The 26,943-nt window shown below is 65.5% G+C and carries 23 protein-coding genes, 1 tRNA gene and 4 pseudogenes; 10 read left to right on the forward strand and 18 right to left on the reverse strand.

The window, feature by feature from the left end:
- Both ASF26_RS22475 and ASF26_RS21810 read left to right on the forward strand, forming a co-directional pair.
- A pseudogene (locus tag ASF26_RS22475) lies at positions 1-91 on the forward strand (IS5/IS1182 family transposase); the annotation flags it as partial.
- Positions 92-409: 318 nt separating this feature from the next.
- Positions 410-1,023, forward strand: a pseudogene (locus ASF26_RS21810) (IS3 family transposase); the annotation flags it as partial.
- Positions 1,024-1,059: 36 nt separating this feature from the next.
- Here ASF26_RS21810 and ASF26_RS04380 read toward each other — a convergent pair.
- From ASF26_RS04380 to ASF26_RS04445, 14 genes and pseudogenes are all read right to left on the reverse strand, one after another.
- Entirely contained in the window at positions 1,060-1,665 is a 606-nt protein-coding gene (locus ASF26_RS04380) for a hypothetical protein (RefSeq protein WP_056250178.1), read from the reverse strand.
- Entirely contained in the window at positions 1,662-2,225 is a 564-nt protein-coding gene (gene gspM, locus ASF26_RS04385; protein WP_056250180.1) for a type II secretion system protein GspM, read from the reverse strand. The genes ASF26_RS04380 and gspM overlap by 4 nt, the downstream gene beginning before the upstream one ends.
- On the reverse strand, positions 2,222-3,337 hold the full coding sequence (locus ASF26_RS04390; RefSeq protein WP_056250182.1) for a PilN domain-containing protein: 1,116 nt from the start codon (positions 3,335-3,337) through the stop codon (positions 2,222-2,224). The genes gspM and ASF26_RS04390 overlap by 4 nt, the downstream gene beginning before the upstream one ends.
- A complete protein-coding gene (locus ASF26_RS04395) occupies positions 3,324-5,102 on the reverse strand; it encodes a GspE/PulE family protein (protein WP_244475825.1) in 1,779 nt (592 codons plus the stop codon). The genes ASF26_RS04390 and ASF26_RS04395 overlap by 14 nt, the downstream gene beginning before the upstream one ends.
- Positions 5,099-5,959, reverse strand: coding sequence for a type II secretion system protein GspK (locus ASF26_RS22920; RefSeq protein ID WP_056250184.1), 861 nt, complete (start codon positions 5,957-5,959; stop codon positions 5,099-5,101). Before ASF26_RS22920 ends, ASF26_RS04395 begins: the two co-directional genes overlap by 4 nt.
- Positions 5,959-6,729, reverse strand: coding sequence for a hypothetical protein (locus ASF26_RS22925; protein ID WP_056250186.1), 771 nt, complete (start codon positions 6,727-6,729; stop codon positions 5,959-5,961). Before ASF26_RS22925 ends, ASF26_RS22920 begins: the two co-directional genes overlap by 1 nt.
- Positions 6,726-7,256, reverse strand: coding sequence for a prepilin-type N-terminal cleavage/methylation domain-containing protein (locus tag ASF26_RS04410; RefSeq protein WP_082477510.1), 531 nt, complete (start codon positions 7,254-7,256; stop codon positions 6,726-6,728). Before ASF26_RS04410 ends, ASF26_RS22925 begins: the two co-directional genes overlap by 4 nt.
- Positions 7,246-7,692: a prepilin-type N-terminal cleavage/methylation domain-containing protein gene (locus tag ASF26_RS04415; protein ID WP_056250191.1), complete on the reverse strand. Its 447-nt coding sequence runs from the start codon at positions 7,690-7,692 to the stop codon at positions 7,246-7,248. Before ASF26_RS04415 ends, ASF26_RS04410 begins: the two co-directional genes overlap by 11 nt.
- A 5-nt stretch (positions 7,693-7,697) precedes the next feature.
- The gene (gene gspG, locus ASF26_RS04420) at positions 7,698-8,177 is read right to left on the reverse strand and encodes a type II secretion system major pseudopilin GspG (RefSeq protein ID WP_244475826.1); all 480 of its coding nucleotides are present in this window, start codon (positions 8,175-8,177) and stop codon (positions 7,698-7,700) included.
- Between the two features lie 9 nt (positions 8,178-8,186).
- On the reverse strand, positions 8,187-9,401 hold the full coding sequence (locus ASF26_RS04425; protein ID WP_056250194.1) for a type II secretion system F family protein: 1,215 nt from the start codon (positions 9,399-9,401) through the stop codon (positions 8,187-8,189).
- On the reverse strand, positions 9,401-10,000 hold the full coding sequence (locus ASF26_RS04430; RefSeq protein WP_056250196.1) for a prepilin peptidase: 600 nt from the start codon (positions 9,998-10,000) through the stop codon (positions 9,401-9,403). Before ASF26_RS04430 ends, ASF26_RS04425 begins: the two co-directional genes overlap by 1 nt.
- Entirely contained in the window at positions 9,997-12,144 is a 2,148-nt protein-coding gene (gspD, locus tag ASF26_RS04435) for a type II secretion system secretin GspD (protein ID WP_244475827.1), read from the reverse strand. The genes ASF26_RS04430 and gspD overlap by 4 nt, the downstream gene beginning before the upstream one ends.
- A gap of 503 nt (positions 12,145-12,647) precedes the next feature.
- Positions 12,648-14,840, reverse strand: a complete 2,193-nt coding sequence (locus tag ASF26_RS04440) for a hypothetical protein (protein ID WP_156462860.1) — start codon at positions 14,838-14,840, stop codon at positions 12,648-12,650.
- A 759-nt stretch (positions 14,841-15,599) separates the two neighbouring features.
- Positions 15,600-16,013, reverse strand: a pseudogene (locus tag ASF26_RS04445) (IS5 family transposase); the annotation flags it as partial.
- A 56-nt stretch (positions 16,014-16,069) separates the two neighbouring features.
- Between ASF26_RS04445 and ASF26_RS21820 the strand changes: the two are divergent.
- Positions 16,070-16,409, forward strand: a pseudogene (locus tag ASF26_RS21820) (transposase); the annotation flags it as partial.
- A 324-nt stretch (positions 16,410-16,733) separates the two neighbouring features.
- Positions 16,734-17,006 (forward strand): hypothetical protein, encoded by a 273-nt coding sequence (locus tag ASF26_RS22480; RefSeq protein ID WP_156462861.1) that lies wholly within the window; start codon positions 16,734-16,736, stop codon positions 17,004-17,006.
- Between the two features lie 233 nt (positions 17,007-17,239).
- Here the strand turns inward: ASF26_RS22480 and ASF26_RS04450 are convergent, their stop codons facing one another.
- Positions 17,240-17,833, reverse strand: coding sequence for a TetR/AcrR family transcriptional regulator (locus tag ASF26_RS04450; protein WP_056250499.1), 594 nt, complete (start codon positions 17,831-17,833; stop codon positions 17,240-17,242).
- Positions 17,834-17,961: 128 nt separating this feature from the next.
- Here ASF26_RS04450 and ASF26_RS04455 point away from each other — a divergent pair, with 128 nt between their 5' ends.
- From ASF26_RS04455 to ASF26_RS21825, 4 genes are all read left to right on the forward strand, one after another.
- Entirely contained in the window at positions 17,962-19,284 is a 1,323-nt protein-coding gene (locus tag ASF26_RS04455; protein WP_056250204.1) for an NtaA/DmoA family FMN-dependent monooxygenase, read from the forward strand.
- A gap of 113 nt (positions 19,285-19,397) precedes the next feature.
- Positions 19,398-20,150 (forward strand): NAD(P)-binding domain-containing protein, encoded by a 753-nt coding sequence (locus ASF26_RS04460; protein ID WP_056250206.1) that lies wholly within the window; start codon positions 19,398-19,400, stop codon positions 20,148-20,150.
- A gap of 134 nt (positions 20,151-20,284) precedes the next feature.
- A complete protein-coding gene (locus ASF26_RS04465) occupies positions 20,285-21,877 on the forward strand; it encodes a tannase/feruloyl esterase family alpha/beta hydrolase (protein WP_082477511.1) in 1,593 nt (530 codons plus the stop codon).
- Positions 21,878-22,280: 403 nt separating this feature from the next.
- Positions 22,281-23,038, forward strand: a protein-coding gene (locus ASF26_RS21825) for an IS5 family transposase (protein ID WP_156462862.1) whose coding sequence is annotated in 2 segments (ribosomal slippage) — positions 22,281-22,617 and positions 22,617-23,038 — 759 coding nt in all. Because the reading frame shifts where the segments join, the coding sequence is not laid out codon by codon here.
- Positions 23,039-23,088: 50 nt separating this feature from the next.
- On the opposite strand, the gene ASF26_RS04480 is transcribed toward ASF26_RS21825, so the two are convergent.
- Positions 23,089-24,249 (reverse strand): PepSY-associated TM helix domain-containing protein, encoded by a 1,161-nt coding sequence (locus ASF26_RS04480; RefSeq protein ID WP_056250213.1) that lies wholly within the window; start codon positions 24,247-24,249, stop codon positions 23,089-23,091.
- A gap of 386 nt (positions 24,250-24,635) precedes the next feature.
- Positions 24,636-25,316 (reverse strand): lipoyl(octanoyl) transferase LipB, encoded by a 681-nt coding sequence (gene lipB, locus ASF26_RS04485; RefSeq protein WP_056250215.1) that lies wholly within the window; start codon positions 25,314-25,316, stop codon positions 24,636-24,638.
- Between the two features lie 110 nt (positions 25,317-25,426).
- On the opposite strand from lipB, the gene ASF26_RS04490 reads away from it, so the two are divergent.
- Entirely contained in the window at positions 25,427-25,732 is a 306-nt protein-coding gene (locus ASF26_RS04490) for a FliM/FliN family flagellar motor switch protein (protein WP_018044018.1), read from the forward strand.
- A 115-nt stretch (positions 25,733-25,847) separates the two neighbouring features.
- Positions 25,848-25,932, forward strand: a tRNA-Leu gene (locus ASF26_RS04495).
- 270 nt (positions 25,933-26,202) lie between these two features.
- Here the strand turns inward: ASF26_RS04495 and ASF26_RS04500 are convergent.
- Complete coding sequence (locus ASF26_RS04500) at positions 26,203-26,817, reverse strand: PRC-barrel domain-containing protein (RefSeq protein ID WP_056250217.1); 615 nt, start codon at positions 26,815-26,817, stop codon at positions 26,203-26,205.
- Positions 26,818-26,943 lie beyond the last annotated feature (126 nt).

Raw genomic sequence — 26,943 nt, forward strand, 5'->3', positions numbered from 1 at the left:
CCGCTACGAGCGACGTGCAGACATCTACGAGGCCTTCACGAGCCTCGCGACCAGCCTCATCACTCTCAACCAGATCAAACGGTTCTGTTAGGCGCTCTTAAGCGCAAGGCCATACAAAGTCCGAACGACGCCACATTTTTGTAAGGTGGGTCGATCCTGGCCAGGAGGATGCGTTTGAACAGCGGGCAACCGCTTGAGGCACGCGGCGACTATGGATCCGCATGGCTACCTTTTTCACCGCAGACACGCATTTTGGGGATGCTCACATTCTGCGTCAGCGCGGAGCCGAGTCGGATCATCGAATGATCTGAATCGGCTCTGATCCGAGGCTAGAACGACGTCGTCGGCGCTGCCGACGACGTCTGGCATCTCGGCGATTTCGCTGCTGGTGCAAGCCGGGCGCGCTACTCTGCAAGGCGTCGTCCGAGGCAAGACAGTCCGGACGACGATCCCTGATCGGGCCGCGGCGTGCCCACTCGACCGGGTCAACCAGCATTCAAGGCCGAGTGCCCGAACAGGCGGTGGGTCGCGGATTTTACCTACGTCGCCACTTGGGACGGCTTCGTCTATGCGGCTTTCGCGGTCGATGTCTTCGTCGGATCGTGGGCTGGCGCGTGTCGCGATCGGCGCGGGCGGACTTCGTCCTCGATGCCCTGGAGCAGGCCTTGCACGAACGCCGCCCCTTTGCTGGCCGCGGTCTCGTCTGCCATTCCGACCGCGGCTCGCAATACGTCAGCCTCCGCGACACCGAGCGTCTCGCCGAGGCAGGTATCGAACCCCTCCGTCGGCAACGCGTACGATAATGCTCGCGCCGAGACGATCATCGGCCTTTTCAAGACCGAGGTGATCCACCGGCGTGGCCCGCGTGGCGGTCGTTCGAGGCCGTCGCGTTCCCCAACCTCGAATGGGTGGATTGGTTCAATCACCGTCGGCTGCTCGAACCGATCGGCAACGTGCCCCCCCCCCGCTGAAGCCGAAGCGCGTTACTATGCCCAAACCGAGGCACAGGCCTTGGCCGCATGATCCAAACCAAATCGCCTCCGGAAAACCCGGCGCGGTTCACTCTGCGGTAGGGGTCTGCTGCCTCCGCTTCTTGAATTCTTCCAGGGTGAGTTCCGGGACCTTGACCGGGGACGGCTCTTCCCGGGGCGCGTCGTCCTCCGTCTCGTCGGCATCGGACTTATCCTGGCCAACACGGTGCGAGAACATGCGCAGCTCTTGCCTGTCCTTGTCCAACGCGAGTTCGATCGCTGCGCGCGACACGATGGTCACCGTCCAGGCCTGGATGACGTCGCCTGTGCGCAGGCGGTGGATCTTCCGGTCGGCGAGATCACGCACGATGGCGAGATCCTCGTGGCCGAGCTGCAGGAGGCCCAGCAACCGCAGGTTCGGGGGCGGCGGGACGGGCGCGGCCGGAGCCCTGGCCACGGGCTCCGCCACCGGCGTGGGCCGGGGGGCGACGTAGCGCCGACGGGACGCCTCGAACAGGGGCCTGTCGCGAAAGGCGGTGAGCGATTGCGGGGCTATGGAATGGAGCGGGTTGAGGGCGGGGTCCCGTGCGGCGTCCTCGCCCGGCTCGGCCCGCGCGGCGGTGCCGGCCAGGTACGAGACCGCCAGTGCCGTCCACAGGAGCCGCCCTGCGGGATGTCGCGTTCCGCGGCTCATATGGCCTTCGCCTTCCAGTAGCCGTGAATCACGAGGGTGACGCGTAGCGTCACCGGGTCTGACCGCTCCGCCCGCATCGCCCGCACCACGGTGACCTCATCCACGTTGAGAACCGGGAGCCCGGTCTCGATCGCATGGAGCAGGTCGGCAAGGCCGTCATTGCCGATGTCGAGGGTGGTCTGGAGAGCGATGCGCTCGGAGGGCCCGTTGCCCTCCTCCGGGGCCATCTGGGTCTCGACGAGCCGACCCTCCGCCTCGTCGATGAGACGGCCCAGCAGGCTCAGGAGTTCCGCCCGTGCCAGGCTGGCGCTGGGGCTTGCCAGATAGAGGGGCGCGGGGTCGCGTAGGGCCGCCCGGCCCGACAGGCGCGCCTTCATCTGCGCTCGTATCTGGGCCAGGAGGTCGGCCTTGGCCGTCGTCTCCCCGGACTGGGTCCGGGCCTGGACCAGCGCCGTCACGGCGATGCCGCCGAAGAGGACCGGCAGGCCGAGGAAGACGAGAAGGGCTGCCGCCCGCCGGATGTCGGGCCGGGCGAGGCCGCGCGGGACGGCATCGCTCATCTGCGTGTCTCCGCTGCCTGCGCATCCGCAGAGGGGGGTGCTCCGCGGTCGGCGACGATTTCGAAACTGTCGATGTCGTCCTCCTCACGGGTGACGGGGGCGGAGAAGCGCACGTTCGCCAGGCCCGAGGCTTCGAGGATGCCGATCAGCCTGCCCGCGTCGCGGGACCGGCCGGCGAGCCTGATGGTGCGGGGGCCGATCTGCAGCTCGCGCAAGTGACTTTCGTCCGGCAGGCTCGCGGCCACGCGGTCGATCAGGAGCATCACCGAGGCCTCGCCTGTCTTGCCCGCGAGGATGGCCTCCCCCGGAGCGCCCCCCGGCCCCACCATGCCGCGCAGCGTCCTGCGGGCCTTGGCCAGGTCGAGGGAGACGTCTTCGAACCGCGCCTCGACCACGGATGCCCAGATCAGGCTGCCGAGGGCGAAGGCGGTGAGGCCCGCCGTGGCGCCGCTCCAGGCCAGCAGAATCTGCCGCCTCAGGCGATGGGGGGCGGATCGAGCGCCGCCGCTGCCCAGATCGACGGGCAGGGCCTGCGCGGCCTCGTCCGGCCTCGGCCCGAGCCCAGTCAGGCTGAAGCCGAGGGCCTCGATGGCGGATCGAGGGCCGGCGGCGATGTGATTCGGCACGGCCGCGAACTCGACGCCGATCGTCTCGGCCTCCTCGTAGACCACGCGGTGACCGTACAGGATCCGGTCGGGGCGCCACGGCGTCAGGCGTTCCAGGCGGTGCGCCAGGATCGGGCCGAGATAGAGGCGCGCCGTGGCCGGAAGCTTGAGGCTGCGCCGCAGTACCGCCTCGGGCGGAAGGTGAAGCTCAACTGCGGACCAGGACTCGGCGAGGAGGTCGGCGCGCGCGGCCTCGCTCAGGGCCGTCAGGAGGCCGAGGTCCTCGACGACCTCACCCGAGATCCGGCGCACCTGCAGAGTACCTGTGCCGTCCAGGAGGAAGACGAGCCGCCGGGTCGGCATCCAGCGGGCGCAGAGGGGCTGGACCATGTCGAGGAAACTGTCGAGCAAGGCCGCGAATACGCCCCGGAAGGGGGCGAACATGGGCTGCGCGCGGGCGAGGATCTCGCGCAGGTGCCGGAAGGTTACGGATTCAGCCCACAGCACGGAACACCTCGTCGATGCAGGTGAAGCCCTGGGCGGCCTTGATCAGGCCGTCCTCCAGCATGGTGGTCATCCCGTCGAGGCGAGCGGCCGCCACGAGGCGCTGCGGGTCGGGCCGCTCGCGGATCAGCGCTCGGATCTCCTGGGTCGCCGCGAACACCTCGAAGACGCCGACGCGGCCGTGGAAGCCGCTGCCGCCGCAGGTGGGGCACCCCACCGCGCGGTGAAAGTCGGTCCCCTCCGGCGCGGTCAGCCCGCGGGCGCGACACAGGTCGCGCACCTCGGCGGCGCGCTCGGGAGCCGGCCGGCGGCACCGCTCGCACAGGCGCCGGACGAGGCGCTGGCCGAGGACGCCGCGCAGGCTCGCGGCGATGAGGTAGGGTTCCACGCCCATATCGGCGAGGCGGACCACAGCATCGGTGGCCGAGTTGGTGTGCAGGGTCGTGAGCACGAGGTGGCCGGTGAGCGCGGCCTGGATGCCGATGCTGGCGGTCTCGCCGTCGCGCATCTCGCCCACCATCATCACGTCGGGGTCGTGGCGCAGGAAGGCCCGCAGAGCCTGGGCGAAGCCGAGGCCGATGGAGGGTTTGATCTGGGTCTGGTGGATACCGGCGATCTGATACTCGATCGGGTCTTCCACCGTGACGATCTTGCGGGTGGGCTCATTGAGCAGCGACACCGCCGTGGCGAGGGTGGTGGTCTTTCCGCTGCCCGTGGGGCCGGTGACGATGATGATGCCGTGGGGCTCGGCGAGCAGACGCTCGAACGCTGTCCGGTTGACCACATCCATGCCGATCCGGGCGAAATCCAGCAGCCGCGCGTCCTTGAGCAGGATGCGCGCCACCGCCGTCTCGCCGTACAGGGTGGGCATCACCGCGATGCGCAGATCCGCCTCCGCATGGCCGATGCGGATGTTGGCGCGCCCGTCCTGGGGCAGGCGCCGCTCGGCGATGTCGAGACCCGCCAGGATCTTGATGCGGGAGATCACCGCCGGGGCGAGGCGTTTGGGCAGCGACTGGTCGAGGCGCAGGATGCCGTCCACCCGCAGGCGGATGCGCAGGGCCTCCCGCCCGGTCTCGAAATGGATGTCGGTGGCGCCCGCCTCCAGGGCCCGTTCCAGCACCTGGTCCACCGCCCGGACGATCGGTGCGCCACGCGCCAGATCCTGCAGCGCCTCGGGATCGTCCCCAAGGGCGAGGTCGAGCCCTTCCAGGGCGGCGTCCGCCCCGTCGGCCCGGGCGGCCTGCCCCCCCTGCTCGTCCTTGCCTGCCCCCTCGTTTCCGGTCTGGTTCTTGCCGATCTCGGCGAACAGACGCTCGAAGGCGTCGAAGGGCAGGATCGCCAGCGTGTCGGCCCCCGGCAGGGCGAGCCGCACCGCGTCGATCTCCTCGCCGGAGCCGGGATCGGCGATGGCGAGGCACAGGCCGTGCTCGCCGACAAAGGGAAGGATGAAAGTCTCGCGCAGGAAGCGCAGGGAGAGGTCGGCGCTGACGGTTGCCCCGGCCGCCACCTCCGCCGGCCGGGCCAGGGGAAGCCCGTGAAACTCGGCCGCGATGACGGCGAGATCAGTGGCATTGGCATGCCCGCCGCGCCACAGGCTTTCGAGCAGCCCGGTCTCGCCGCGGACGTCGCGGCGCGCGCCGTTGAGGGCCGGCGGGACCGCCACGCCTCGGCCGCGCATGTGATCGAGGATGTCGCCGGAGGGCGTGCCCTGCTCACTCGGCGCAGGCTCATCCGCCGGGGCGCCGGCGTTCACGGGATTCGTCATTCCGACCATTCCAGGATGTGGAAGGGCGCCAGTTCGGCATTCCCGGAGGCGATCACCGCGCTCACGCTCTTGGCGCGAGCGGTACGGCCGCGGGCGGTGATCCCGACGCGATAAGCCGGGCCGGGCTCCGTCTTGATGCCGTCGCCGAGGGCGCCCAGATAGGATTTCAGGGCGGCGACATCCCCGGGCGCCGGGTTCCTGCGCCGCGCCAGGATGTCCTCCAAAGTCGGCCGGGCGATACCCGGCAGGGCTTCGAGAACGGCGCGGCTCGCGCTCAGGACGTTCACCTTGCCGTCCGGGTTGTAGACGGTGACGAAATGGGCGAGGGCCCGGACGTCGCGCGGGGTCAGGCCGAGGATGGAGGCCGCCTCGTCGAGGGAGCGCAGGGGGCGGCCGGAAGCCGGCCTCTTCCCGCCGCGTTCGGACCCTCCCTTGCCCGCCTCTTCCTGCCCCTTGGCCTCGTCGCGCCAGGCCACGAGGCGGGCGACGAAGGTGTCGGGCGACATGCCGGAGGCGCCGCTCGCTTGGTAGACCGAGGCAAGGAGTTCGGGCTTCGACCCGTTGAGATCGACGAGGCCTGCCTCGTCGCGGATCGAGGCGACGAACCGACCGCCCGGAAGCGGCAGGCTCTGGCCGCTCAAGGTCTCGGCCGGCTTCTGCTCCAGCAACAGCCGATAGGCGGTCAGCGACATGCCCGCATGGGCCAGCCCGCTCAGCGCCACCTCCTCGTCCGCAAGGGCGACGCTCTCCACGGAGGAGCGCAGGGCGAGGAGGGCGCTCCCGGTCAGCGCGGCGATGAGGGAGAGTATCCCGATCACCGCCACGAGGACGAAGCCCTGCCGGTCCGCGCGATGCATCACAACCGGCCCTCCCCGAAGGACGACCGGGCTGCCACGGTGGCGGACTCGTTCGGATCCTGCTGATCCTGTCGGCCGGGCAGGCCGCAGGGACCCTGGCCGCCCTGCAGGCAGCCGATATCGGCGTCGACCATCAGCCGCGTGCGGGCGGACAGGACGACGCGCCCGGTCTCGGGATCGACCATCTCGACCAGGACGGCCTCTGGAAGCAGGGAGCCGGCCGGCCAATCCGGCAGCGGCGGCGGGACGGGCTGTCCTTGTTTCGAGGGCGCCACGAAAGCGAAACGCAGGCGGGTACGCCCGGCGTGCAATTCCTGCGCAGCCCCGAAGGCGACGCCCTTCGGACCGGTCGCCCCGGGACGCAAGGGGGCTTCGCTTCGCAGGATGCGCCCGCCCTGCGGGCTCACCCGACTGGAGAGGGAGACGATCCGCTCGCCGACTTGCCGCTCGCCCCCCATGCCCCCGTCCGCCAGGGCGAAGACGAGGCGCGTCGGATGGCCCTCGAAGATGAAGGAGCGCGGCGCCGGACCCTCCCAGCGCGCCCGCACCAGATGGCGCAGGTCGCGCCCGATCGCGGTCATCGCCCGGTCGAGGGATTCCACCTCGTGGGCATGAGCGACGCTGCGGTCGAGGATCCGCAGGAACAGCCCCGACGTGGCGACGAGACCGGCCAGGACGAGGGCGCTGAGCGCGAAGGTCGTCAACGCCTCCACGAGAAGCGTGCCCTCGCTTCCGCCAAGCCGCCTGCGGGTGCGGGATGAGCCGCTCACGACGGGGCCTTCCGGGCCAGAGCGATGGTGTCGATCCGCAGGGGGCTGCCGGCGGTCTCCACCAGGATGGTGACGCCGACGGGCATCCAGAGCATCTCCTCCTCGTCGGCCTTTCGATCGGCCTGCCGGTTACCCTCTCCCGGCGGCGCCGCCATCGTCGGGGCATCCCGGTCGGGTTTCGGGGCGGTGCCGGGGCCTCGCCCGGCTCCGGCGGCGATGCGTCCCGTCGCGCCTTCGAGGGGGCGTGCTTCCACGCTCCAGCCCCGCCCGTCGGTGCGGCCCGACAGGCTGTATTGCGCGGCGTCGCGCTGTCCCAGGGCGGCTTCCAGCAGGGAGCGGGCGACGATCTCGCTGCGGGTCCGATCGTCGATCACCTCGGTCCCGCTGCGCAGCAGCACCGCCATGCGGAACAGGGCGGGCGAGACGGCGGCCAGCACGGTGAGGGCCACGAGAACCTCGATCAGGGTGAATCCGGCACGGGCACCAGCGCGGCGCACCGGTTTCGGACGGGGGCGATCACTGGACAATGGCGATCGCTCCCGTGTCGCGGCTCACCCGCAGGCCGATCCGGCGCCCGGCCGCCGACAGGCTGAGGTCACCCCCGGTGGACCGGCCGTCGGGAAAGAAGCGGATCGCGTCGGACAGCGGCGCACTGAGGTCGAGGCGCATGCCTGGCCCCGCGGAGAAGCCGGTCCCGCCCCGCTCCGAGCGTACGATCCCGGCTCGGGCATCGACCAGTGTTGCGCTCGGGCGGCCGGAGGCGAAGGCGGCGTTGCGCTCCCCGCGCAGGAGCGCCGAGACCTGATAAGCGGCAGCCCGGAGGGCTGCCGGTCCCGGCCCCCCGCGCAGAAACGGCACAGCCACACCGGCGAGCAGGCTGATCAACAGGAGCGCCGCGATCGTCTCGATGAGAGTGAATCCCGCCCGCCGGGCAGCCGGGCCGCCCCGCCGTGGGTGGGTCATACGGCTCACTCCTCCTTCGCGGCATCGGCGCCGCGGCCGTTCGGGCCGAGGGAGACGATGGTGTAGGGCGCGTTCTTGCCCGGCACACGATATTCGTAGGCTCTGCCCCAAGGATCCGCCGGCAGGGTCGATTGCTTGAGATAGGGCCCCGCCCAGCGCTCGGCGCCGGCCGGGCGCGTCACCAGGGCGGCCAGCCCCTCGTTGGCGGTGGGGTAGCGGCCGAAATCCAGATAGTAGAGATCGAGGGCGGCGGAGAAGGCCTCGACTTGGAGCTTGGCCGCCTTCTCGCGCGAACTACCGAGATAGCCGAGCACCCTCGGGCCGGCGAGGCCCATCACCAGCCCCAGGATCACGAGCACGACGAGAAGTTCGACGAGGGTGAACCCGCCGTCGCGGTCGCGCCGTCCGCGAGCCTCGGACCTTCTATTTGCGATCGTCTTACTGTTCAGAATCATCTTGGCGTTCGAGATCGTCTGGAGGAACATCCGGGCCTCTTACTTCAGGATATCGTTGACGCTCATCAGCGCCGTCATCACCGAGATGATCAGCCATGCGATCATCACGCTGACGACCATCATGGTGGCGGGGCCGATGATCGCGATGGCGCGCCCCAGGGCAGCATCGAGGCGCATCTCGTAGAAGCCAGCAACGCGGCGGGCGCTGTCGGCGAGATCACCGGCCTCTTCGCCTACCCGGAGCACCTGCACGACATGGGCCGGCAGAACGCCGCGCGTGGCCAGGGATTGCGACAGCCGCTGGCCTTTGCGGACGTCCGCGATCACGGCATCGATCTCCCGGGACAGCGTCGGGAGGCGCACGACGTCGCGCAGCAGGCGCAGGGTGGTGGAGATGTCGATACCGTTCGAGACCAGAACCGCAAGGGTCCGGCAGAAGGTGAGCGTTCCCTCGTAGAGGAAGAGGGTGCGCAGCACCGGTACCCGGAAGGCCAGCCGCAGGCCGAGGCGGTGCCGGGCGGTCATGCGGCCGGCGACGAACAGACCCAGCACGAGGGCGGCCAGCGCGACGAGGATCGCCTCGCCGTTGTTGCGCAGGAACGCCGAGGCATCGAAGACGAGGAGGGCAGAGGGGTCGAGCTTGTCCTTGAAGCCTTCGAGGGCGGTCTCGAATTGCGGGATCACGTAGACGAAGATGAAGATCATCGCTGCGAGCGCCGCCAGGATGAGGAAGACCGGATAGCTGATCGCCCCCACCAACCGCTTGCGCAGGCGCTCGGTGCGCTGGCGTTCCTCGGCCAGCGTGGTCAGGGCCTCTTCGAGCCGGCCGGTGGCCTCGGCGACCTCCACCATCTTGACGTAGATCGGCGGGAACAGCCGCGGATGTTCGGCCAGGGCCTGCGAGAAGCTGTTGCCGCTGGCGAGGGCCGCATGGAGTTCGCGCAGCACCTGCTTCTGCCAGCGGCCCGCGCCCATCTGGGTCAGTAGCATCAGGGATTGGCTCAGGGTGACGCCGCCCTTGAGCAGCATGACGATGTCGAGGGTGAGGGCGGTGATCTCCTCGCTCCGCGGCTGCGGCGTCATCCATTGGCGCCAGTTCCGGCCGGCGCGCGCCCCCGCAGAGGTGAGGGCGGCAATCGGCACCAGGCCGGCACGGTCGAGTTCCTCCAGGATCTCGGCCGGAGAACCGCCGTCCATCACGCCGGAATGGATTCGTCCGCCAGGATCGATCGCCCGATACGCGAAGCTCGGCATCACATCCTCGTCGCGTCGAGCGAGGGGATGATCCGCACCACCGCCCAGGCGAGCAGGATCGCGGGCGCCAGGAAGGCCCCCAGGGGGATGCGGTCCCTGAGCCCCATCGGCCGGCCCGCGATCCTGCGGGCCAGAACCACGGCGAGGGCCAGGGCGCAGGCCGCGCAGGTCGCCCAGGCGAAGCCCTGGGCGCCCAGAAGCACACCTCCCGCCAGGCCGAGCTTGACGTCCCCGAAGCCCAATCCGTCATAGCCGCGCCGACGGTAGAACAGCTCGCGCAAGAGGAGCAGGGTTCCGGCGCAGAGACCAGCGTCGACTGCCAGACCCATGAGGACGAACCGGGCCTCGTGCAGGGCGTCCAGCCCCTCGCCGAGGCGCAAGGCCGCTCCCACCAGGACGAGGCCGGCGACGCCCCCGTCGGGGATGGTGAAGGTCGTGGCGTCCTGCCAGGCGATCCATGCGGCGAGGCAGGCGACCACCACGGCGGCGATCGTTTGGGGCAGGATTTCTCCCGGTAGTGCCGCGAGCGGAAGCGCTGCGACGAGGCTGACGGCGACAGCCGCTCCATCGGATTTCGGAATGAGGACCCGGGCGATCATGGCTTATGGACGGCGGTCCGTGCCGGGGCATCGGCCCTTGGCCTGTCGGAGAACTTCAGGCGCGAGCGGAATTCCTCGGCCACCGAGGCGGCGTCCTCGCCGTTGCGCACCACGACCGGGCGGATGAACATGACGAGTTCCTTGCGGTCGAACCCCTTGTCGGTGGAGCCGAACAGGTCGCCGATCAGCGTGCGGGCGAGGTAGGGAATGCCGTCCTTCATGGTGCGGCGGCTCTCGCTGATCATGCCGGCCAGGAGCACGGTCTGGCCGTTGTTGATGGTCAGCGAACTCGACACGCGACGCCGGGAGATGGTCGGCGTGAGCGTGTCCGCGCCCGCCGAGACGTTGGAGATTTCCTGCTCCACGTCGAGGGTGACGGTGTCGCTCTGTCCCACGCGGGGGATCAGCTTCAGGATGATGCCAGTATCCTTGAACTCTACTTGGTTCAGAATGGGTGCATCGACATTGACGACGCTCTGCCCCTGCCGGGTGGTGATCGGCACCTGATCGCCGACCTGGAGCACCGCCGGCTTGTTCTCCATCACCACGAGGGAGGGCGATGACAGCACCTGCACCTTCGAGATGCTGTCGAGGGCCGAGATCACCACGTCGGGGCTGTTGCCGCCGCCGACGAAGTTGAAGCCCGGCAGCTTGCTCTTCAGAACCTGCTCGGCCGTGTCGACGAGGCCGATGGAACCTCTGTTCTCCCCCAGCCCCACCCGATTGCTGCGGAGGTAGAACTGGATGCCGTACTTGAGGGCGTCGTTGAGCTGGACCTCGGCGATCATCACGTTGATCGCCACTTGGACGGGGGGGATGTCGAGGCTGCGCATGACGGCGAGGACCTTCTGATAGGTCTCGCCGTCGGTGTAGGAAACGACGGTGTTGTTGGCCGGGTCGGCATTCACCGACAAGGAGAGCCGGCGGCTCTGACCGCCGCGGCCGGGTTCGCTCTCCCCCGGAGCGGCGTCGGGGGTGAAGGCCTCCGCCGAGACGGGCGCGGTGGGGAAGCCGCCTGTGCGCGTGGTACTGGCCGGCTGGGTCAGGGATGCCTGCATCCCCCCCGGATTCGTCGAACCGCCCTCCCCGCCCCGATCCTGCGACCCTCCGCCGAAGGGCGTGGTCGACAGGCTTCCGCCGGGACCCGCCCCGCCCGCGGCATCGGACGGGCCCGTGCCGCCGCCTTTGAACAAGCCGCCGACGAGGCGCGCCAGTTCCTTGGCGTCGCGGTGGCGCGGGCGATAGACGAAGACGTTGTCCGCAGCCCGGTCGCTCTCTTGGTCCAGCCGCCGGATCCAGGTTTCCGCGCGGCGGATCAGGGCCGGATTCTTCGACACGGCCAGAATGGCCCGCAGCCGCGAAATCGGCTTGAACTGGATCAGGCCCGACCCACTACCGTTGGTCTCGTTGTCGAAGATCCGCGTCAGTTCCGCCACGACGGCATCGACGCGGGCGCGCCGGACCTCGAAGAGGCTTACGGACTGATTCTGCATCCAGTCCGTGTCGAAGGATTCAATGGCGCGTACCACTTCTTCGCGGTTGGGAGCTGGGCCTCGGACCAGAATCGCGTTGCGGCCCGGATCGATGCGCAGCCCGTCCGACTCGGCGATGAAGCCGGAGAGCAGCTTGGTCATGGTCGCCACGGAGGTGAAGCGCAGCGGCACCACCGACACGCCGTTGCCCGACAGCGCCTCGCCCGCGTCCACGACGCCGCCGCCCACGGCCATGGGCGCGACCCGATAGGTCGATCCGATCTTGGTCAGGGAGATATTCTGGGCGGCGAGCACCGTCTCGAGGGTCGACAGCACTTCGATCCGGGTCATCTGGGATGTCGATGAGAGGGTGATGCGACCGCTGACATTCGGCGCAACCGTGTAGGTGACGCCCAGTATGGTGCCGAGCACCGACTGGAGCACCTCCTTGATGTCGGCATCCTCGAAATTCATCCTGTAGAGGCCACCGGACGGCTGCCCCTCGGCGGCATTGCGCAGGGCGACCGGCCTGAACGGATTGCCCTCCCCCGGCACAGAGGCGGTCGAGCGCTCCGCCGCGCCGCTCTCGGCCAACTCGGTTCCGAAGTTGAAGCTGCGTCCGGGCTCTCCGTTCGCGGCCAGCAGACCCCTTGATGCCGTCCTGCCGGCCATCTTTCCCTTGGGGCCACGCGCCGTCAGGTCCACCAAGCTCGCATCGGAAAATCCGGAACGAGATGCAGCGGCTCCCGATGGGCCGAATCCCGATTGGCCGAGGGGGTCGGAGGCAACGCAGCCGGACAGCGCCATCACTCCAAACCCGATCGCGGCAACAACTGTCAGACGCACACAACAATCCTTCTACACATCCGTCAGATCGCCATTACGGTGCGACGTGCGGCGTTTCATGGTCTTTCCAAGTCGGACCGCCGACCGCGACGGAAAGGTCTTGTAAGACGGCGCCATTCTCCGCGTTAGCCACGACCCTGCGACCCAGTCTGGCAATTTCCGCGCCAGGTGTTCTATCGCTTAGTAGACGAGACTTATGTTGAGGTGTTTGTTTATCGGTGGAGGATCATTCGAGTAAATATTTAGACAGCGCAATACCCGGGATCGTATTCCCGGGTATTGCGTCGTGAGTGTCTACGCTCGCCTTTCTGTCGAAAGGCAGGCGCGGGTTATTTCGGCAGGGGGCCAAACCTCCACGGAGGCGAGCTTGCCAAGAGGAGGAGCGAGACGTCGGCGCCGGCGGGCAGAGCGTTGAATGTCGCCTCCGGAACGCTGATCGTCATCGTCTTGCCGTCGGGCCCGATCGTGCTGCCGTCCGCACGGATTGTCTTGTTGCCCACTTTCAAAGTCGGGAAGGCGTCGGTGACGGGGAAGGGCCGCTTCGAGGTGACGACCATATCGACCGTCGGCTTGCCCGTCTCCGCAGTAGCGGCGCCGGTCGACCGCGCGGCAGCGGGCTTGCGGACGATCGTCAGGGAGTTGCCGTCGGAGGCGGGATCGTGGCGGACCATGGAGGCCATCTGGACCTTGGCGGCCATCATGGCCGATGGAGCTCTCGACGCGACCCGCGGGTTGGGATCTGCCACGGGGTCGGATTTGGACAGCATGATATCACCGATGTCGACGCTGCCGACGCTCTGGTTGTGGAAGGTGAACCGCAGCGCCGTGATCTGGCTGAGATCCACGCCGGCCAGAGCGGAAAGCGGGATCTGGACCGTGTACAGCACGGAGTGAAGGTTCCCCGGGATCGTGAAGGGGGGGAAATCAGGGATCGTGAAGGTTTGTGACGGCAGTCCGATCGGCCGGCTGATGCGCACGTCCTTGTCGGTCAGGTAGAGTGTCGATGCCTGGCCGTTGCCGTCGAGCAGCCGCACGCCGTAGGACATTTCACCCTTGTCCGAGGCGGGGAAGTCGCAGATCTCGCCGAAGCAGCGCAACGCGGTGCGGAACGACAGGGTCTTGAACTCGGACATGTTCTTGGCCGGACGGAAGTTCACCTGGAACAGCTTGCTGCCGGTGTTTTCCGCCGTCCACGACACGTTCGCCACCCGGGTTCCGTCATCGTGCTCTTTCCACCAGTCGTCGGTGCCGGCGGCCTGATGCACCACCTTGACGTTCCTCGACGTGGTGTTGATGCCGGCATCGCTCTTGCCGGTCGGCTGCGAGAACGTCTCGAGTTTCTGCACGGTGTCGCCCACCGGTGCCGGGATGTAGCCCCGGTCGGCAATGGCGATGTCGAGAAAGGGCGAGGGAAGCGGGTTGGCCGGATCGAACAGGGCCGTCAGCGAGCGGTCAGCCTTGGCGCCGACCGTGCCGCGGAAGAACGGGACCAGGGTTTGGATCGCCGTGGCCTGCTGTGGCTTCGAGCGGCCTAACGACTGGAAGATCGGGTCAGTGCCACCACATCCCGCTGCATCGGACGTCTGCCATTCGGTGTTGTAGGCGTTGTGGTTGGCGCCCCAGACATAGACGGTGCCGTGGAACGTCTTCGACGTATCGGGGACTTTCCCCTGCAGGGCCCGGTCGAAAACCTTCATACCCTGCAAGTTCAAGACGTCGCCGTCGCAGGCCGGTAGCAGGATCATGCTGTCGACCCCGTCCGCGTTCAGTTCGCGGGAGGTCTGACCGTCGACGGGGCCGATTTCGAAGATCGACTTGATCGACAGCCCGTCGATCAGCGCCGGGAAGGGGCTGCCTTGGTCGCGGAACTGCTGAAGCGCCGCCCTAGTCCCCTCGCCGCCGCGGCTATGGCCCATCAGGCCGACCTGTGACAGATCCATCGTTCCGCGCGGGTTGAACTTGAGCGTCGCCGGAGGCGGGATCTGGCCGGTCCCCCGGGTCCAGTCGGACAGGAGGGCGAGGTGTCTCAGAATCAGCCGCCCCCGCATCAGGTTGAGGCCGACATCGTCCGGCACGCCAGGGGCCGCCGTGATTCCGCGGTTGGCGTTGATCGACACGACGATGTAGCCCCAGGAGGCCAGCTCCTTGGCCAGGTACTCGTAGCCCAGGTGGTTCGGCACCACGACCGCGCCCGCCTCGCACTTGCCCGTCTGCGTATAGGAGCTCCCGCTATCGAAACGGACCTGAAATTCCTTGCTGAAGATGCCACAGGTGCCGTGGTTGCCGTGGAGGAACACCGCGACCGGGAGCGGCCCGCCGGACAAGTTCGTGGGCCTGTAGACCTCGGCCCAGAGATCGACCTTGCGGTCGGTGGCGACGAGCGGCTCGTCCCGACCGGCGAAACGGTACGACCCCGTAGTGACCGCGAAAGGACCGCCCTCGGCCTGCACGGCCGATGGAAGCGCGGTACATACCGACGCAAGAGTAAAGACTGCGGATCGCAGCAAGGACTTCAACGACACGGATTAATCTCCAAACGACGAGAAAGCGACAGAGATGGCGAGCAGGACAAGTGGCGTTTTATGCTTTCGATGAAACGTTCTAGTTGAAACATTTGCGCAGCATTCTCCTGGTGGAACGCGTCACTCGGCAGAGCAGTAGGCAACGTTGCGGAAAGAGTGCTGTGGAGCGCCGACCGCTGCATTGGATTGTCTGCCTCGTGTGCAGGTCTAATTTTTCTCAGGAGCTGGCTGTTTCAGCCTTTGCACTGTCTTAAGCGTTCCTGCAGCCCGATTTATTGGCAAAATGGCCGAACTAAAAAGTCTATAAAACACACACTTTCGATTAAATGATGTTCATGCGGCCTATTGTTTGAACAAACAATGAGCCAGCGATTTACAGGTCAATTATTTTGCGTATTTTGCCTTTTTTATTAAATAAAAGGTAAAGTTATATCCCTGTGTATTTGCTTAATGTTAGATGTAATGCGGGCGTATTTGGAGCCTCCGATCCGCTCCTGTTTTGCAAAACCGGTTGTGGCGGGATAGCACCTCGGAGATGCCGACGGATCCGAGCAAATGAATATGGACCTGATGGAGACGCCAAGTCTTCTTCCAGGCGGGAAGAGAGGCAGCGTAAAACGTGCCGGGGCCGCAAGGTCGATCGTAAAGACGCTCATTGTCGCTGGACAACTGCGAATTCTACTATCGCGATGTCGGGCAGCCGCGCGGCATGCTCACCGGCCCCGAAGTCAGGGTTCGAAGTCCGGGGAGCGCAGTCGCGAAGGCGATGACGGCGGCAAGCGCGACGGCGGAGGCATAGTTGCGGGCGAGTTTGTCGAAGCGGGTGGCGAGACGACGGAAGTCTTTGAGGCGGCAGAAGGTGGCCTCGACGCGTCAGCGCACGCGAGAGCGGCGCTTGTCGTGGCGGATCTTCCGTTTGCGGCTGCGTTTACCGGGAATGATGGGGGTGATGCCCTTCTCCCGCAGATCGGCGCGCAGCCAGTCGGCGTGGTAGCCCTTGTCGGCGGTCAGACGACGGATACGGCCTGGGGCCTCGGCTGGGACCTCCGGGGCCGTGCGCACGTCGTTGGCGTCGCCGGGCGTCAGCAGGAGGACGCCGGGACGGCCGAGCACATCGGTGAGGGCATGGATCTTGGTCGTCTGGCCACCACGCGACGGGCCGATGGCCTGTGATCCTGACCCAGCAAACTGGTCCGCGCTGAGCGCAAGTTTTTCGGGCATCCTGAACCCTGAAGGGGGGGCATGGCTCGCAAGCGTTTCACGAACGAACGAACGAACGAACTAACGAACGGATCGCCTTCGCCCTACGGCAGGTGGAGAACGGCGCAACGGTGGATGAGGTCTGCCGGAACATGGGTGTCTCTGAGCCGACCTTCTACCGCTGGAAGAAGCAGTTCGTCGGCATGGGTGTGCCGGAGATTCGACGGCTTAAGCAGCTGGAAGACAAGAACAGCAAGCTGAAACGGCTGGTCGCCGACCTAACGCTGGACAACTCCATGCTGCAGGAAGCGCTCAAGCGAAGTGGTGAAGCCCGCCTCTCGCCGCGAGGTGGCCGGTCGCCTGCGTGTGGCCTACGACAGCAGCACAAGCACGGCATCGGGCGAGTTCCGGTCTGGCCCACGGGAGCACCGCGCGTTTTGCGACGGCTATTGGGGGCAAGATCAGGCCGAGCAATTGAAGTCGTGCTTGTCGGAGTCAAACGCAACGCTCAAGGCTTCGGCAAACTGTTGGGCACGGCAGGTAGTCGTGGACGGCCGGCGCTGTGGGCTATTGGATCGGCTGCGCAATGCTGCATCGGACATCCATGTCGATGAGCATCGAAAAATGCTCTACCGCGACGTCACCAGTGGTGTGTGGCTCGACGGCTCAACAGTATCCGGTGAGGGCTAGATCATGACGGCATTCAATGTGCTTTGCCCTGGTGTCGATCCCGAGGCGTCGTTTGGGCTCGTCTATCGTGATCCTCAGGCACAATACCTACGCGAACTCGCAGGGCGCTGGTTCGATGACCGACGCGCCTGCAGAGATCCCCGGCGAGATCAGCCCGACTATGCCGAGTACGGCGTACTGACGATCTTACCGCAGGAAATGTCGGACAGCCAGAACCTGCTCACCCGTATATTCGGAACGCTCGTTCTGATCGTCGCCGCTTATTTGATACACTGAACCGTGCGGAGTTCACGGCCTGAACAGGCAAAATCTTCGGCGTACTCTGTCCGCAAATCGGCGGCCCTAGCGGGACAAATCGGATAATCGGCGTGAAAATAGTGTTGCGTCAGTTGAACTGCAATGTCGGTGGACGCAGGCGCCGAAAGCGAAGCAGGCCCCAATCGTCGCTTCCGTCAGGTATTGACGCTTCCCTTTTGGAACGTCTTCACGCGGGTCAACCTATTGGGCGGTCAATTGTCCGCCATTACGTCAACCGCTGACCATCCTTTCTTCAACAGGTCACCCTGAGCGGTTCGTGTTCTTTCATCGGCAGCCGTCATACCCCTCGCCCAGGCTATTGCCAGAGCCCCAAGGAAGATGTCCCGCCCTTCCAACGTCCGGCGTGCATGACCATCATTCTGTGCTGCCCGGAGGATGATTTCGGTCGTCTCGATCACGTTAAGGCAGGTTGGAGTCAAAGCGGAATCGCCTTGGCATGCAGCCCGCAACGGCTCGGGCAGCCCTTGATAGGCCAGCATCCAGTCGCCCAGGGCGTCGATCCACCGCTCCAGGGCTCGCCCGGTATCGCTTTCTTCCGCCGCGATGACCGCACGCTGTTCATCCAGTTTCGCATGATGAAGAGCAAGCAACGCCGCCAGAAGCGCGTCCTTGCTTGGAAAATTTCGATACAACGTTCCTGGTCCGACGCCTGCCTTTTTCGCGATCGCATCCATCGATACCTCCACGCCTTCGCTGGCAAACGCCTGTCGCGCCGCATGTAGGATGAGCATTCGGTTCCGCTGGGCGTCCTTGCGCGGCTCGCGAACGGTCGACGTCTGAAACATTTCGATTCTTAGCCCTTGAATAGTGGAGACACTCTCCATATTGAGACGCAACCGGAGGCATTCTCCATATAAGATCTGACGGTGTTGTCCACCAATGGCGCGCCTTCGCCCAGCGAAGCGAAAATTTGATGATCAGACAGATGAAGATCGGCATGCATTTCGGGAATGGCTATGGATCACAGCCGGGCGCATGGCGGATGCCCGGAGTTTCGCCGACGGCCTATAGCGACTTCGATGCGATGGTGCGCCATGCCCAGGCTGCAGAACGGGGCAAGTTCCATTTTCTGTTCGTGCCAGATTTTCCGGCATTGATGGGCGATGTCGAAACCGAGGCTCCGATGATCACCATCGATCCGATGATGGTACTTGCAGCGGTCGCGCGTGAAACCGAGCGCATCGGGATGGTCGCCACCGGCTCCACGACATTCAACGAGCCGTATAACCTCGCCCGCCAGTTCAAAGCTCTCGATATCATGAGCAACGGCCGCGCCGGATGGAACGCGGTGCCGACCAGTGATCCGGCCGCCGCCGCCAACTATGGCCGCGAACTTCCGCCCCGCACGGAAAGGTATGAACGGCTGCACGAATTCGTCCAGATCGTGCAGGCGTTGTGGGGAAGCTGGGGGCAAGACGCCTGGATACACGACCAGGGATCCGGTCGCTTCGCGGACTCGTCCAAGATCCGCCCGATCAATTTGCGGGGCCGCCACGTCGGCTCGAGTGGCCCCTTGCCGCTTCCGCCATCGGTGCAAGGTCAGCCGGTAATCTTCCAGGCCGGAGGCGGAGGCAACGGGCTGGAGGTAGCCGCCCGTCATGCCAGCGCCGTGCTTGGTTCGACCTATACCATTGACGACGCCCGCGCGCAGCGCTCGGCGCTCCGGGACGCTGCCCGGCGTGTCGGTCGCGATCCCGACGAGGTAAAGTTCTTTCCCGGCCTCATCACTACGATCGCTGGCGACCGACGCGCCGGCCTCGATCGCCGGACTGCGCTGAACGGGCGTCTGTTCCCGCAGCGCGTTGCATATCTTGGCCAGATGCTTGGCCTACGCCTCGACCCGGCACAGCTTGATAAACCATTATCTTCAGAGCAACTGGCGTTGGCGCGGCCATCGCCGGGCGATCCCCGCTCGCTGCACGCGCTGACGATCGCGCGCCAGGGCTGGTCGCTGAGCGATGTACTCGCCCATGGCGTGATCGACTATCATCCCGTGATCGCCGGGCCTGCCGTCGAGGCCGCCGATCATATGCAGCGATGGTTCGAAGCCGGTGCGGCCGACGGCTTCTGGATTTCTCCTGATGTCTATGACGACGGGATCGACGCCTTCGTCGATGGTGTCGTGCCGATCCTACAGGATCGCGGGCTGTTCCACCGGGACTATGAAGGGTCGACCCTGCGGGACCATCTCGGCGCGCCCGTACAGTATGGCATCGATCCGCGCCTTTCGAATTGAAGGCCGGCTCGTCCGGTCAGGCTAGCAGGTCGCAGCGCTCGATAATCAAGTCACCGCTTCGCGGGTACGATACGAACCACAGCGTCCGCTTCTAAGTCGAGAAGAATAAAATCATGAAGATAGGAATTTTGGGTGCGGGCAACATCGGAACGACACTTGCCCGCAAATTGGCCAAGTCCGGCCACGAGATCAAAGTCGCAAACTCACGCGGCCCCGAGACGATCGATCAGCAGATATTGACCTACGGTGCCCAGGCGGCAACCGCTCAGAACACCGTAAAGGACGTGAACGTCATTATACTCTCGATTCCTTTTGCAAGACACTCCACGGTCGGACCTCTCCTCGCGGGCGTTCCGGAGGAAACCGTCCTGATCGATACGGCAAACTATTATCCGGTGGCGCGAGACGGAAAGATCGACGCCATTGAGGCCGGCCAGGTGGAGAGCCTGTGGGTGGTCGACCAACTGGGCCGACCGATCGCCAAGGCGTGGAACGCCATAGGCGCACGCGCCTTCGCCGAACTGGGTATCTCGCCAGGCAGCCCGGACCGCATCGCGATTCCTGTAGCTGCCGATCGAACGGTGGATCGTGACGTGGCGATGCGCTTGGTCGACGAGACCGGATTTGACGCGTTCGACGCCGGCACCCTCGGGGATTCATGGCGTCAACAGCCGGGTTCACCGGCATATGGTACGAATCTCAAAAATGAGGAGATGGCGGCGGCGCTTGCTGCGGCCGAGAAAGAGCGTCTTCCGAAACGCCGGGACTTGGTGTCCGCGATTATTCTGGAACGCTTCGGCGCTGCGAAGATAAACAATTCCGATACTGATTTCCTCGTCGCGCTCAACCGTCTCATCTACATGTAGGTCGCTGAGCCAGCCGTCATGCAGGCGAGTGGGTGCCTATACGGAGACCCGCCCTGCAGCGAAAAATGGCATGATACGTCGAAGCTCAAAGCCTTCCTACCAATACTAGCCGTACACTTTGCCAGGGAATCGATATGTCGAGGAAACGCATCGGTCTTTATTTCGGCGGATTGACCTTGATGGCTGCTGCCGCAGTCCCGGTGCAAGCTGCCACGCCCAATGGGCGAGACAGCGACGCCGTCCGTTGCGCAGCGCTCAAGAGTGTCGATCTTGGGCCAGACATAAGCATTCTAAACGCGACTTTGGTTCAAACCCCATTCGAGATTACCGAACCCGATTATGGGAGCGGAGAGATGACACCGCCGCCGCCCACCACAAAGCCGTTTTGCCGGGTCGAGGTGCTTGCCAAGCCTGACCAATCCGAAATCCATTACGAGGCGTGGCTGCCGATACGGGCGAACTGGAACGGTCGCTTCTACGGAGTAGGTGCCGGGGGTTTCGGCGGCGCCATATCGCTCAGCGGCCTGTCGAAGGCGATGGATCAAGGCTATGCCGCGATGGCGACGGATTATGGCCACCGCTCCGCCCCCGCTTCGTTGATGTGGGCGGCTGGACAGCCACAGAAGCTTGCGGATTTCGGCTACCGGGCGGTTCATGTCTCGACTACCGGGGCCAAGCGGATCGCAACGTCTTTCTACGGCAAGCAGCCGAACTACTCCTACTGGAACGGATGTTCGCGCGGCGGCGCGATGGGCATGGTCAATGCCCAGCGTTGGTATGAGGATTATGACGGGATCGTCTCGGGCAACGCGGCCCGCGATTGGATCCGTGGGCTCACATCGGGATCCGCCTATATCCTGCGGCAGGTACGCGATTCGGCGGCGCGCATCCCGCAGACGAAAATTCCGTTCATTCACGCCGCGGTGATGCAACAGTGCGATGCAAGGGACGGTCTGAAGGATGGTCTTATCAGCCAGGCCGATCAGTGTCGTGTCGATACGAAAAAGCTTCTCTGTACGGACGCTGACCGGGACGACTGCCTGACCAAAGGGCAAGCGAATGCCCTCGACGAGATTTACACGGGTGTGCACAAAAAAAATGGCGACCGGCTCGCCGATCCCCTGATGCCGGGTGCCGAGAAGGAATTCATGTTCCTGGGGGCGGCGAGCTTTGCGCCAGGGGGGGCTTGGGGAACATCCGCAAATGCCGAATTCTGGTCGGGATTTGTCTACGAAGATCCGACCTTCGATCCCGGCAAGTCACTCGATCTGGAACAGGGCTACGACTATGCCATGAAGAAGCTGAGCTGGGCGCTCAGCTATCAGAATGCCGATCTCTCGCCGCTCAAACGTGCCGGGGGCAAGCTCATCATGTATATGGGTGAGGCTGATCCGCTGCTTTCGCCTGTCGCGGCGACTGAATATTATCAGGATGTCGTCAAGACCATGGGGCAGGCGTCGGCAGATGAGTTCGTGCGCTACTACGTCGTTCCGGGGGTAGGCCATTGCTCAGGCGGCCATGGCCCTGATGTGTTCAACATGCTCAAGCCGGTGCAGGACTGGGTGGAAAAGGGGATCGCGCCAACGGCGGTGATCGCATCAAAGTTCAACAAGGAAGGTCAGGCCGTTCGCACGCGTCCGCTCTGCCCCTTCCCGCAGGTGGCCCGCTACGACGGCAAGGGCAATGTCGATGCCGCGGCTAGCTTCTCCTGCCGCAGACCTGAATAGGGCCTGGCAGCGCCCGTTCGTGATCCTATGTCGCGCTCATTTGCGGGTGGAGACCGACAGCTTCTTTCGGGGGACAGCGGCGTTCGCTAAGAGCTGACGCCGTCCCTCCTGCGCGAATGGGACAATGGCGACGGGCGGTTCATACCCATCGAGACCGGCTTCACAAGGCGTTCCACTTGCCGCTGGTACTCTGAGTATGTGCTTGCCTTGTTTTTGGCTTCGATGTGCTCACCGAGAAAGCGATCGGCGAGTTCGGCAATTGTTAGAGCTGCTCGATCAGAACATTTGACCTTCGCAGGGTCTTTGCCCTTGGCCGCAAGGCCTAGGGCCTGAACCGAACCAAGATATTGCTGACGCTGCAGTTTTGTGATTCACGTTCGCCGTTTTCAGCATGGAGGCGCTGATGGCGGACCTGTTCTGGCTTTCGGATGAGCAGTGGACGGTGATCGGGGCGTTCATGCCGGTCAACCAACCCGGCCCCGAGCGCAAGGACGACCGGAAGCTCATTTCGGGCACCCTGCATGTGCTCACCTCGGGCTGCCGCTGGCGAGATTGCCCGGCGGAGTACGGTCCGCGCACCACGGTCTACAATCGCTTCAACCGGTGGTCCCGGCGTGGCTTCTGGCGGGCCATGCTGGCCGCCTTGGCCAAGGCGGGGTGGTCGGGCGAAGCGGCAGCCATCGACAGCACTTACGTCAAAGCACATCGCTTCGCCCACGGCGGTAAAGGGGAGGCAAAGCGCAGGCCATCGGCCCGTCGCGTGGTGGCCAGACGACCAAGATCCATGCCCTCACCGATGTGCTCGGCCGCCCCGGCGTCCTCCTGCTGACGTCCGGCAACGCCAGCGACGTCCGTACCGTCCCGGACGCGCTGGCCAAGGCCCCAGGCCGTATCCGTCGCCTGACCGCCGACAAGGGCTACGACGCCGACTGGCTGCGCGCCGATCTGCGGGAGAAGGGCATCACCCCCATCATTCCCGGTAAACGCAGCCGCAAACGGAAGATCCGCCACGACAAGCGACGCTCTCGCGAGCGCTGGCGCGTCGAGGCCACCTTCTGCCGCCTCAAAGACTTCCGTCGTCTCGCCACCCGCTACGACAAACTCGCCCGCAACTATGCCTCTGCCGTCGCGCTCACTGCTATCATCGCCTTCTGGTGCTGATTGAGTGCAGATCCTAGCTGCAAGCCATTGCGCCGGGCCCAGCCATCAACTCAGGCGCGACTCGTCGTTGCGCCGGCAGGTGCCGCGGCCATTGATCTGCGGCGCCGGGCGCCGCGGCGCAGGACGTAGAGGACCAGGCCGGTGACCGCGAAGAGCGGCATCGCCAGGGCCGCGGTAAAGAACAGGAAGGCGACGATGCCGCCGAAGAAACGCCCGCGATGCACCTCCAGCATGTTCTCGGCTATCTGTTGGCCCAAGGGCTTATCGGAGAATCGGGTCTGAGAGAGGCGGGCGCCGGTGACGGGATCGAACGTCGCTTCGTCGCGCGCCTTCGGCAGATCCGAGGGAGTGGCGAGGAAGCGGATGCGGATCGTCGCCAGTTCCGGCCCGGGAAGTGCGATGAGAGCCATGTGAGCGCCCGCCCCCTCCCCGGCGCTGAAGGTCGCCCAGGCCATATCCAGGGCCGACCCGGGGACCTGCGGGGGCGCGCCCGGACTGCGCGGCGCCCGTGCGGCTCGGGTTTCGCCGGTGAGCAGCCAAGTCGCGGCGTTTCTATAGCCGTCATAGGACCACCATAGCCCGGTCAGGGCGATGGCGGCGTAGAACGGAATGAGCCAGGTTCCGACAATGCTGTGCAGCGACCACCAGCGCGGCCGGCCGGGTCGCTTGAGGGAGGGCTTCAGCCAGATCCTCCAGGAATGGATCCTGGGCCATCGCAGGTAGAGCCCCGTGACCAGGAACACGAGCAGGGCGATGGTGCAGATGCCGGTGATGCTGCGGCCCCAGCCCTTCCCGTCCCCTGGCAGGAGCAGCCAGCGATGCAGCTTGCGGATCGTCGCGAAGGCGCCCTCCAGCCGCATCTCGCCGAGTTCGCGGCCGTCGACGGGGTCGAGATAGAGTGTCGGCGGCCGTGCGCCTAGCTTGGCGTCGTTGACGAACCGGATGCGCGGGCTTCGCTCCGGATCGCCCCAAAGGGTCAGGGAACTCACCGTGAGGCCTAGCCGCTGCGCCTCGATCCTCGCCTTGAGGGCGGCGGGCAAGAGGCGGGGCGCATCGCTCGCGGCGACGAAGGCGCGGTCGCCGTTCACCCACTCCGTCAGGGCTTCTTCATAGCTCAGCATCGCGCCGGTCACGCCAACGAGGGCGAGGACCAGTCCGGCCGTGAGGCCGAGCAGCCAATGCAGGCGGAACAGAACGGTGCGGATCGTCATGAGCGGGCGCCTACCAGAACAGCCGTGCGGTCACGATCGCGTGGAACGGATCGCCCACCGCTCGCGACCGGAGCCGGGCGGCGCTACGCGAGACGGATCGCCGCTCTGCCTGACCACGCTCAGTCACGAGCTACAAACGCGACCACGGGCCTGTCAATTGTCCATCGTCAAGTCAGAGCGAGTCGATGCTTGATTTAGAATGGTCTTATCGTGTCGAACCAGGCGAAGACGGTCATTCTCTGCAGCGTTTGTCGGCGATGGTCTGACATAATGAGTTATAATTCAATATTTTTGCGGAATCGACGGGGTGTTAAATCGGGGATGAACAGTATCTCGCAATCGTCGTCGATTTAATTTCGCATCCTGTGTCCGTGTTGCACACGTCCTTATCCGTCTTGCGTCTCTCCGAATATCGCTTCGAACGAGGCACGTAGCGCCATGTCCACTTCGGGCAGGGTGACGATCTGGCCGAGATCGACGAGGCTGGTCACGCCGTGGCCGCTGATGCCGCAGGGGACGATGCCGGTGAAATGCGACAGGTCGGGCTCCACATTGAGGCTGATGCCGTGGAAACTCACCCAGCGCCGCACGCGGATACCGATCGCTGCGATCTTGTCCTCCACCCCCTCCCCTTTCTCGGGCCGGCGCACCCAGACGCCGACGCGGTCCTCACGCCGTTCGCCGCGCACGTTGAAGGCGCCGAGGGTGGCGATGATCCAGGCTTCCAAGGCGGACACGTAGGCGCGCAGGTCCGGTCTGCGCCGGTTGAGGTCGAGCATCACATAGGCCACCCGCTGCCCCGGCCCGTGATAGGTGTATTGGCCACCCCGCCCGGTGGCGTGGACCGGGAACCGGTCGGGCTCGACAAGGTCCCCGATCCTTGCTGAGGTTCCGGCGGTGTAGAGCGGCGGGTGTTCGAGCAGCCAGACCATCTCAGCCGCCTCCCCGCTCGCGATCCGCCCGGCCTGTGCTTCCATTGCCGCCACCGCCTCATCGTAGGGGACAAGGGTGTCGCTGATCCGCCACAGGACCGGCTTCATGCCGGATCGCGGTCGAAAATCGGCCATTGAGGCGGAAAGCCGGGCGCTGCGGGGGGCATCGTTTACCAAGGCTTCACCATATCTCAGGAACACTCCGCCGAGCGAGGCCCGATACGGGCCGATGGAGTTCGTGGCGCGTGGCAGTTTTCGAAGACCTGAAGGTCGATCTCTCGGTGGTGCTCGGGCGCAGCCACATGCCGCTCCACATGCTGCTGCGCATGGGACGCGGCGCCGTGATCGAACTCGAATCCACGGAAACCGATATGGTCGAGATTCTCGCCAACGACCACCCGATCGCGCGCGGCCAGATCGTCGTGACGGGAAACCGGATTTCAGTGGAGATCACCGAACTGATCCGCAAGGCGGAAGTGGTCCGCACGCCCGGCGTGACCATCGGCGACGGGGCGGTCCAGATCCTTGATGGACCGGTGGATCTCATCTGAGACGCATGACGGCGCTTGTCGTAGCAGATTCGATCTGTTATCCGCTGCGCCGCGCCACACGAAACGCCCCGCACCGCCCTCCGGCGGAGAGCGTGGCGGAGCGGGTGGTACCGATGCGGCCATGGCGGAATTGGTAGACGCGCTAGCTTGAGGTGCTAGTCCTGCAAGGGGTGGAGGTTCGAGTCCTCTTGGCCGCACCAACTCTTTTGAGTTGATGTACCCCGAAGCGTCTGATCCCCGATGAAGGCTCAAGTGCCTCCGGGATCGTCTTATCGAAATCGTTCTGAATATCGCTGCGCTGCCTCGATCCCGGCTAGGGGCCGATGATGGTGGTCGCGCTTCGCGCGAGGCTACTGGCGGTCTGACGCGCATGGCGCCAGGCCGCGACTCACGCGAGGCTACGCGGTTGCGCCTCAAAAGGCTGCCTTAGCCACCGGCCCACATCGTCGAGGCCATTCACGAACCACGCATCATGGCGCCGTCTGCGTCGGATAGGTGAAGGCCGGTGCTGCCTCCAGCTCCGCCTTCGTGCGGCGGATCTCTGCCTCGACCGGCTCTCCGATCTGAACCGTCGCCCGGTCCTTCGTGGCATCGGTCGTGACGGCGGCGCCGGCTGGGCCGGTGGCCTGATTGGTGTCGCCGGTGGTCTCCGCGTTGAGGACGGCGTTGCCGGACTTTGCGCCGGGCATGGTCTCCGGCGTCACCTCGGCCGCCCGGGCCTCGGATGGCGCGTCCTTCGGCTTGACGATGGAGGGGTCGGGGGCCTGCCCCGCCTTCGCGTGGGTGTTCCAAACCAATTGGTCGAAGGGCACCGCCACCTTCTTGCCACCGACCCCGAGGAAGCCGCCGACATCGATCACCACGGCCTGAATGCGGCCGCTGCCGTCCACCATCACGTCCTCGATCGTGCCGACCTTGACGTGATCCTGGCCGACCACGCGCAGGCCGATGATCCTGGACACCTTGACGCTACCCAGCGGAGCCTGCGTGAGGAAGGCAGGCTTGGCCGCCTGCCCCTCCTGCGCGAGTGCCGGCGCCGCAGAGACGGCGAGGATGAGCGCAAGGGTGCGGGCCATTGTCGGCATGTGAGTTCTTCCATGCGATCTAGAGCGATCTACCGGGGCTCAACACGCGCGGACGGATACTGGTTCATCCCGCTGCGGCCCTGCACCCAACGATGGCGTCCTCGCCTTTGCCGGCAGAAATGCGGT

This window comes from Methylobacterium sp. Leaf93, from assembly GCF_001422345.1.
In the GTDB taxonomy this organism is placed as follows: Bacteria; Pseudomonadota; Alphaproteobacteria; order Rhizobiales; family Beijerinckiaceae; genus Methylobacterium; species Methylobacterium bullatum.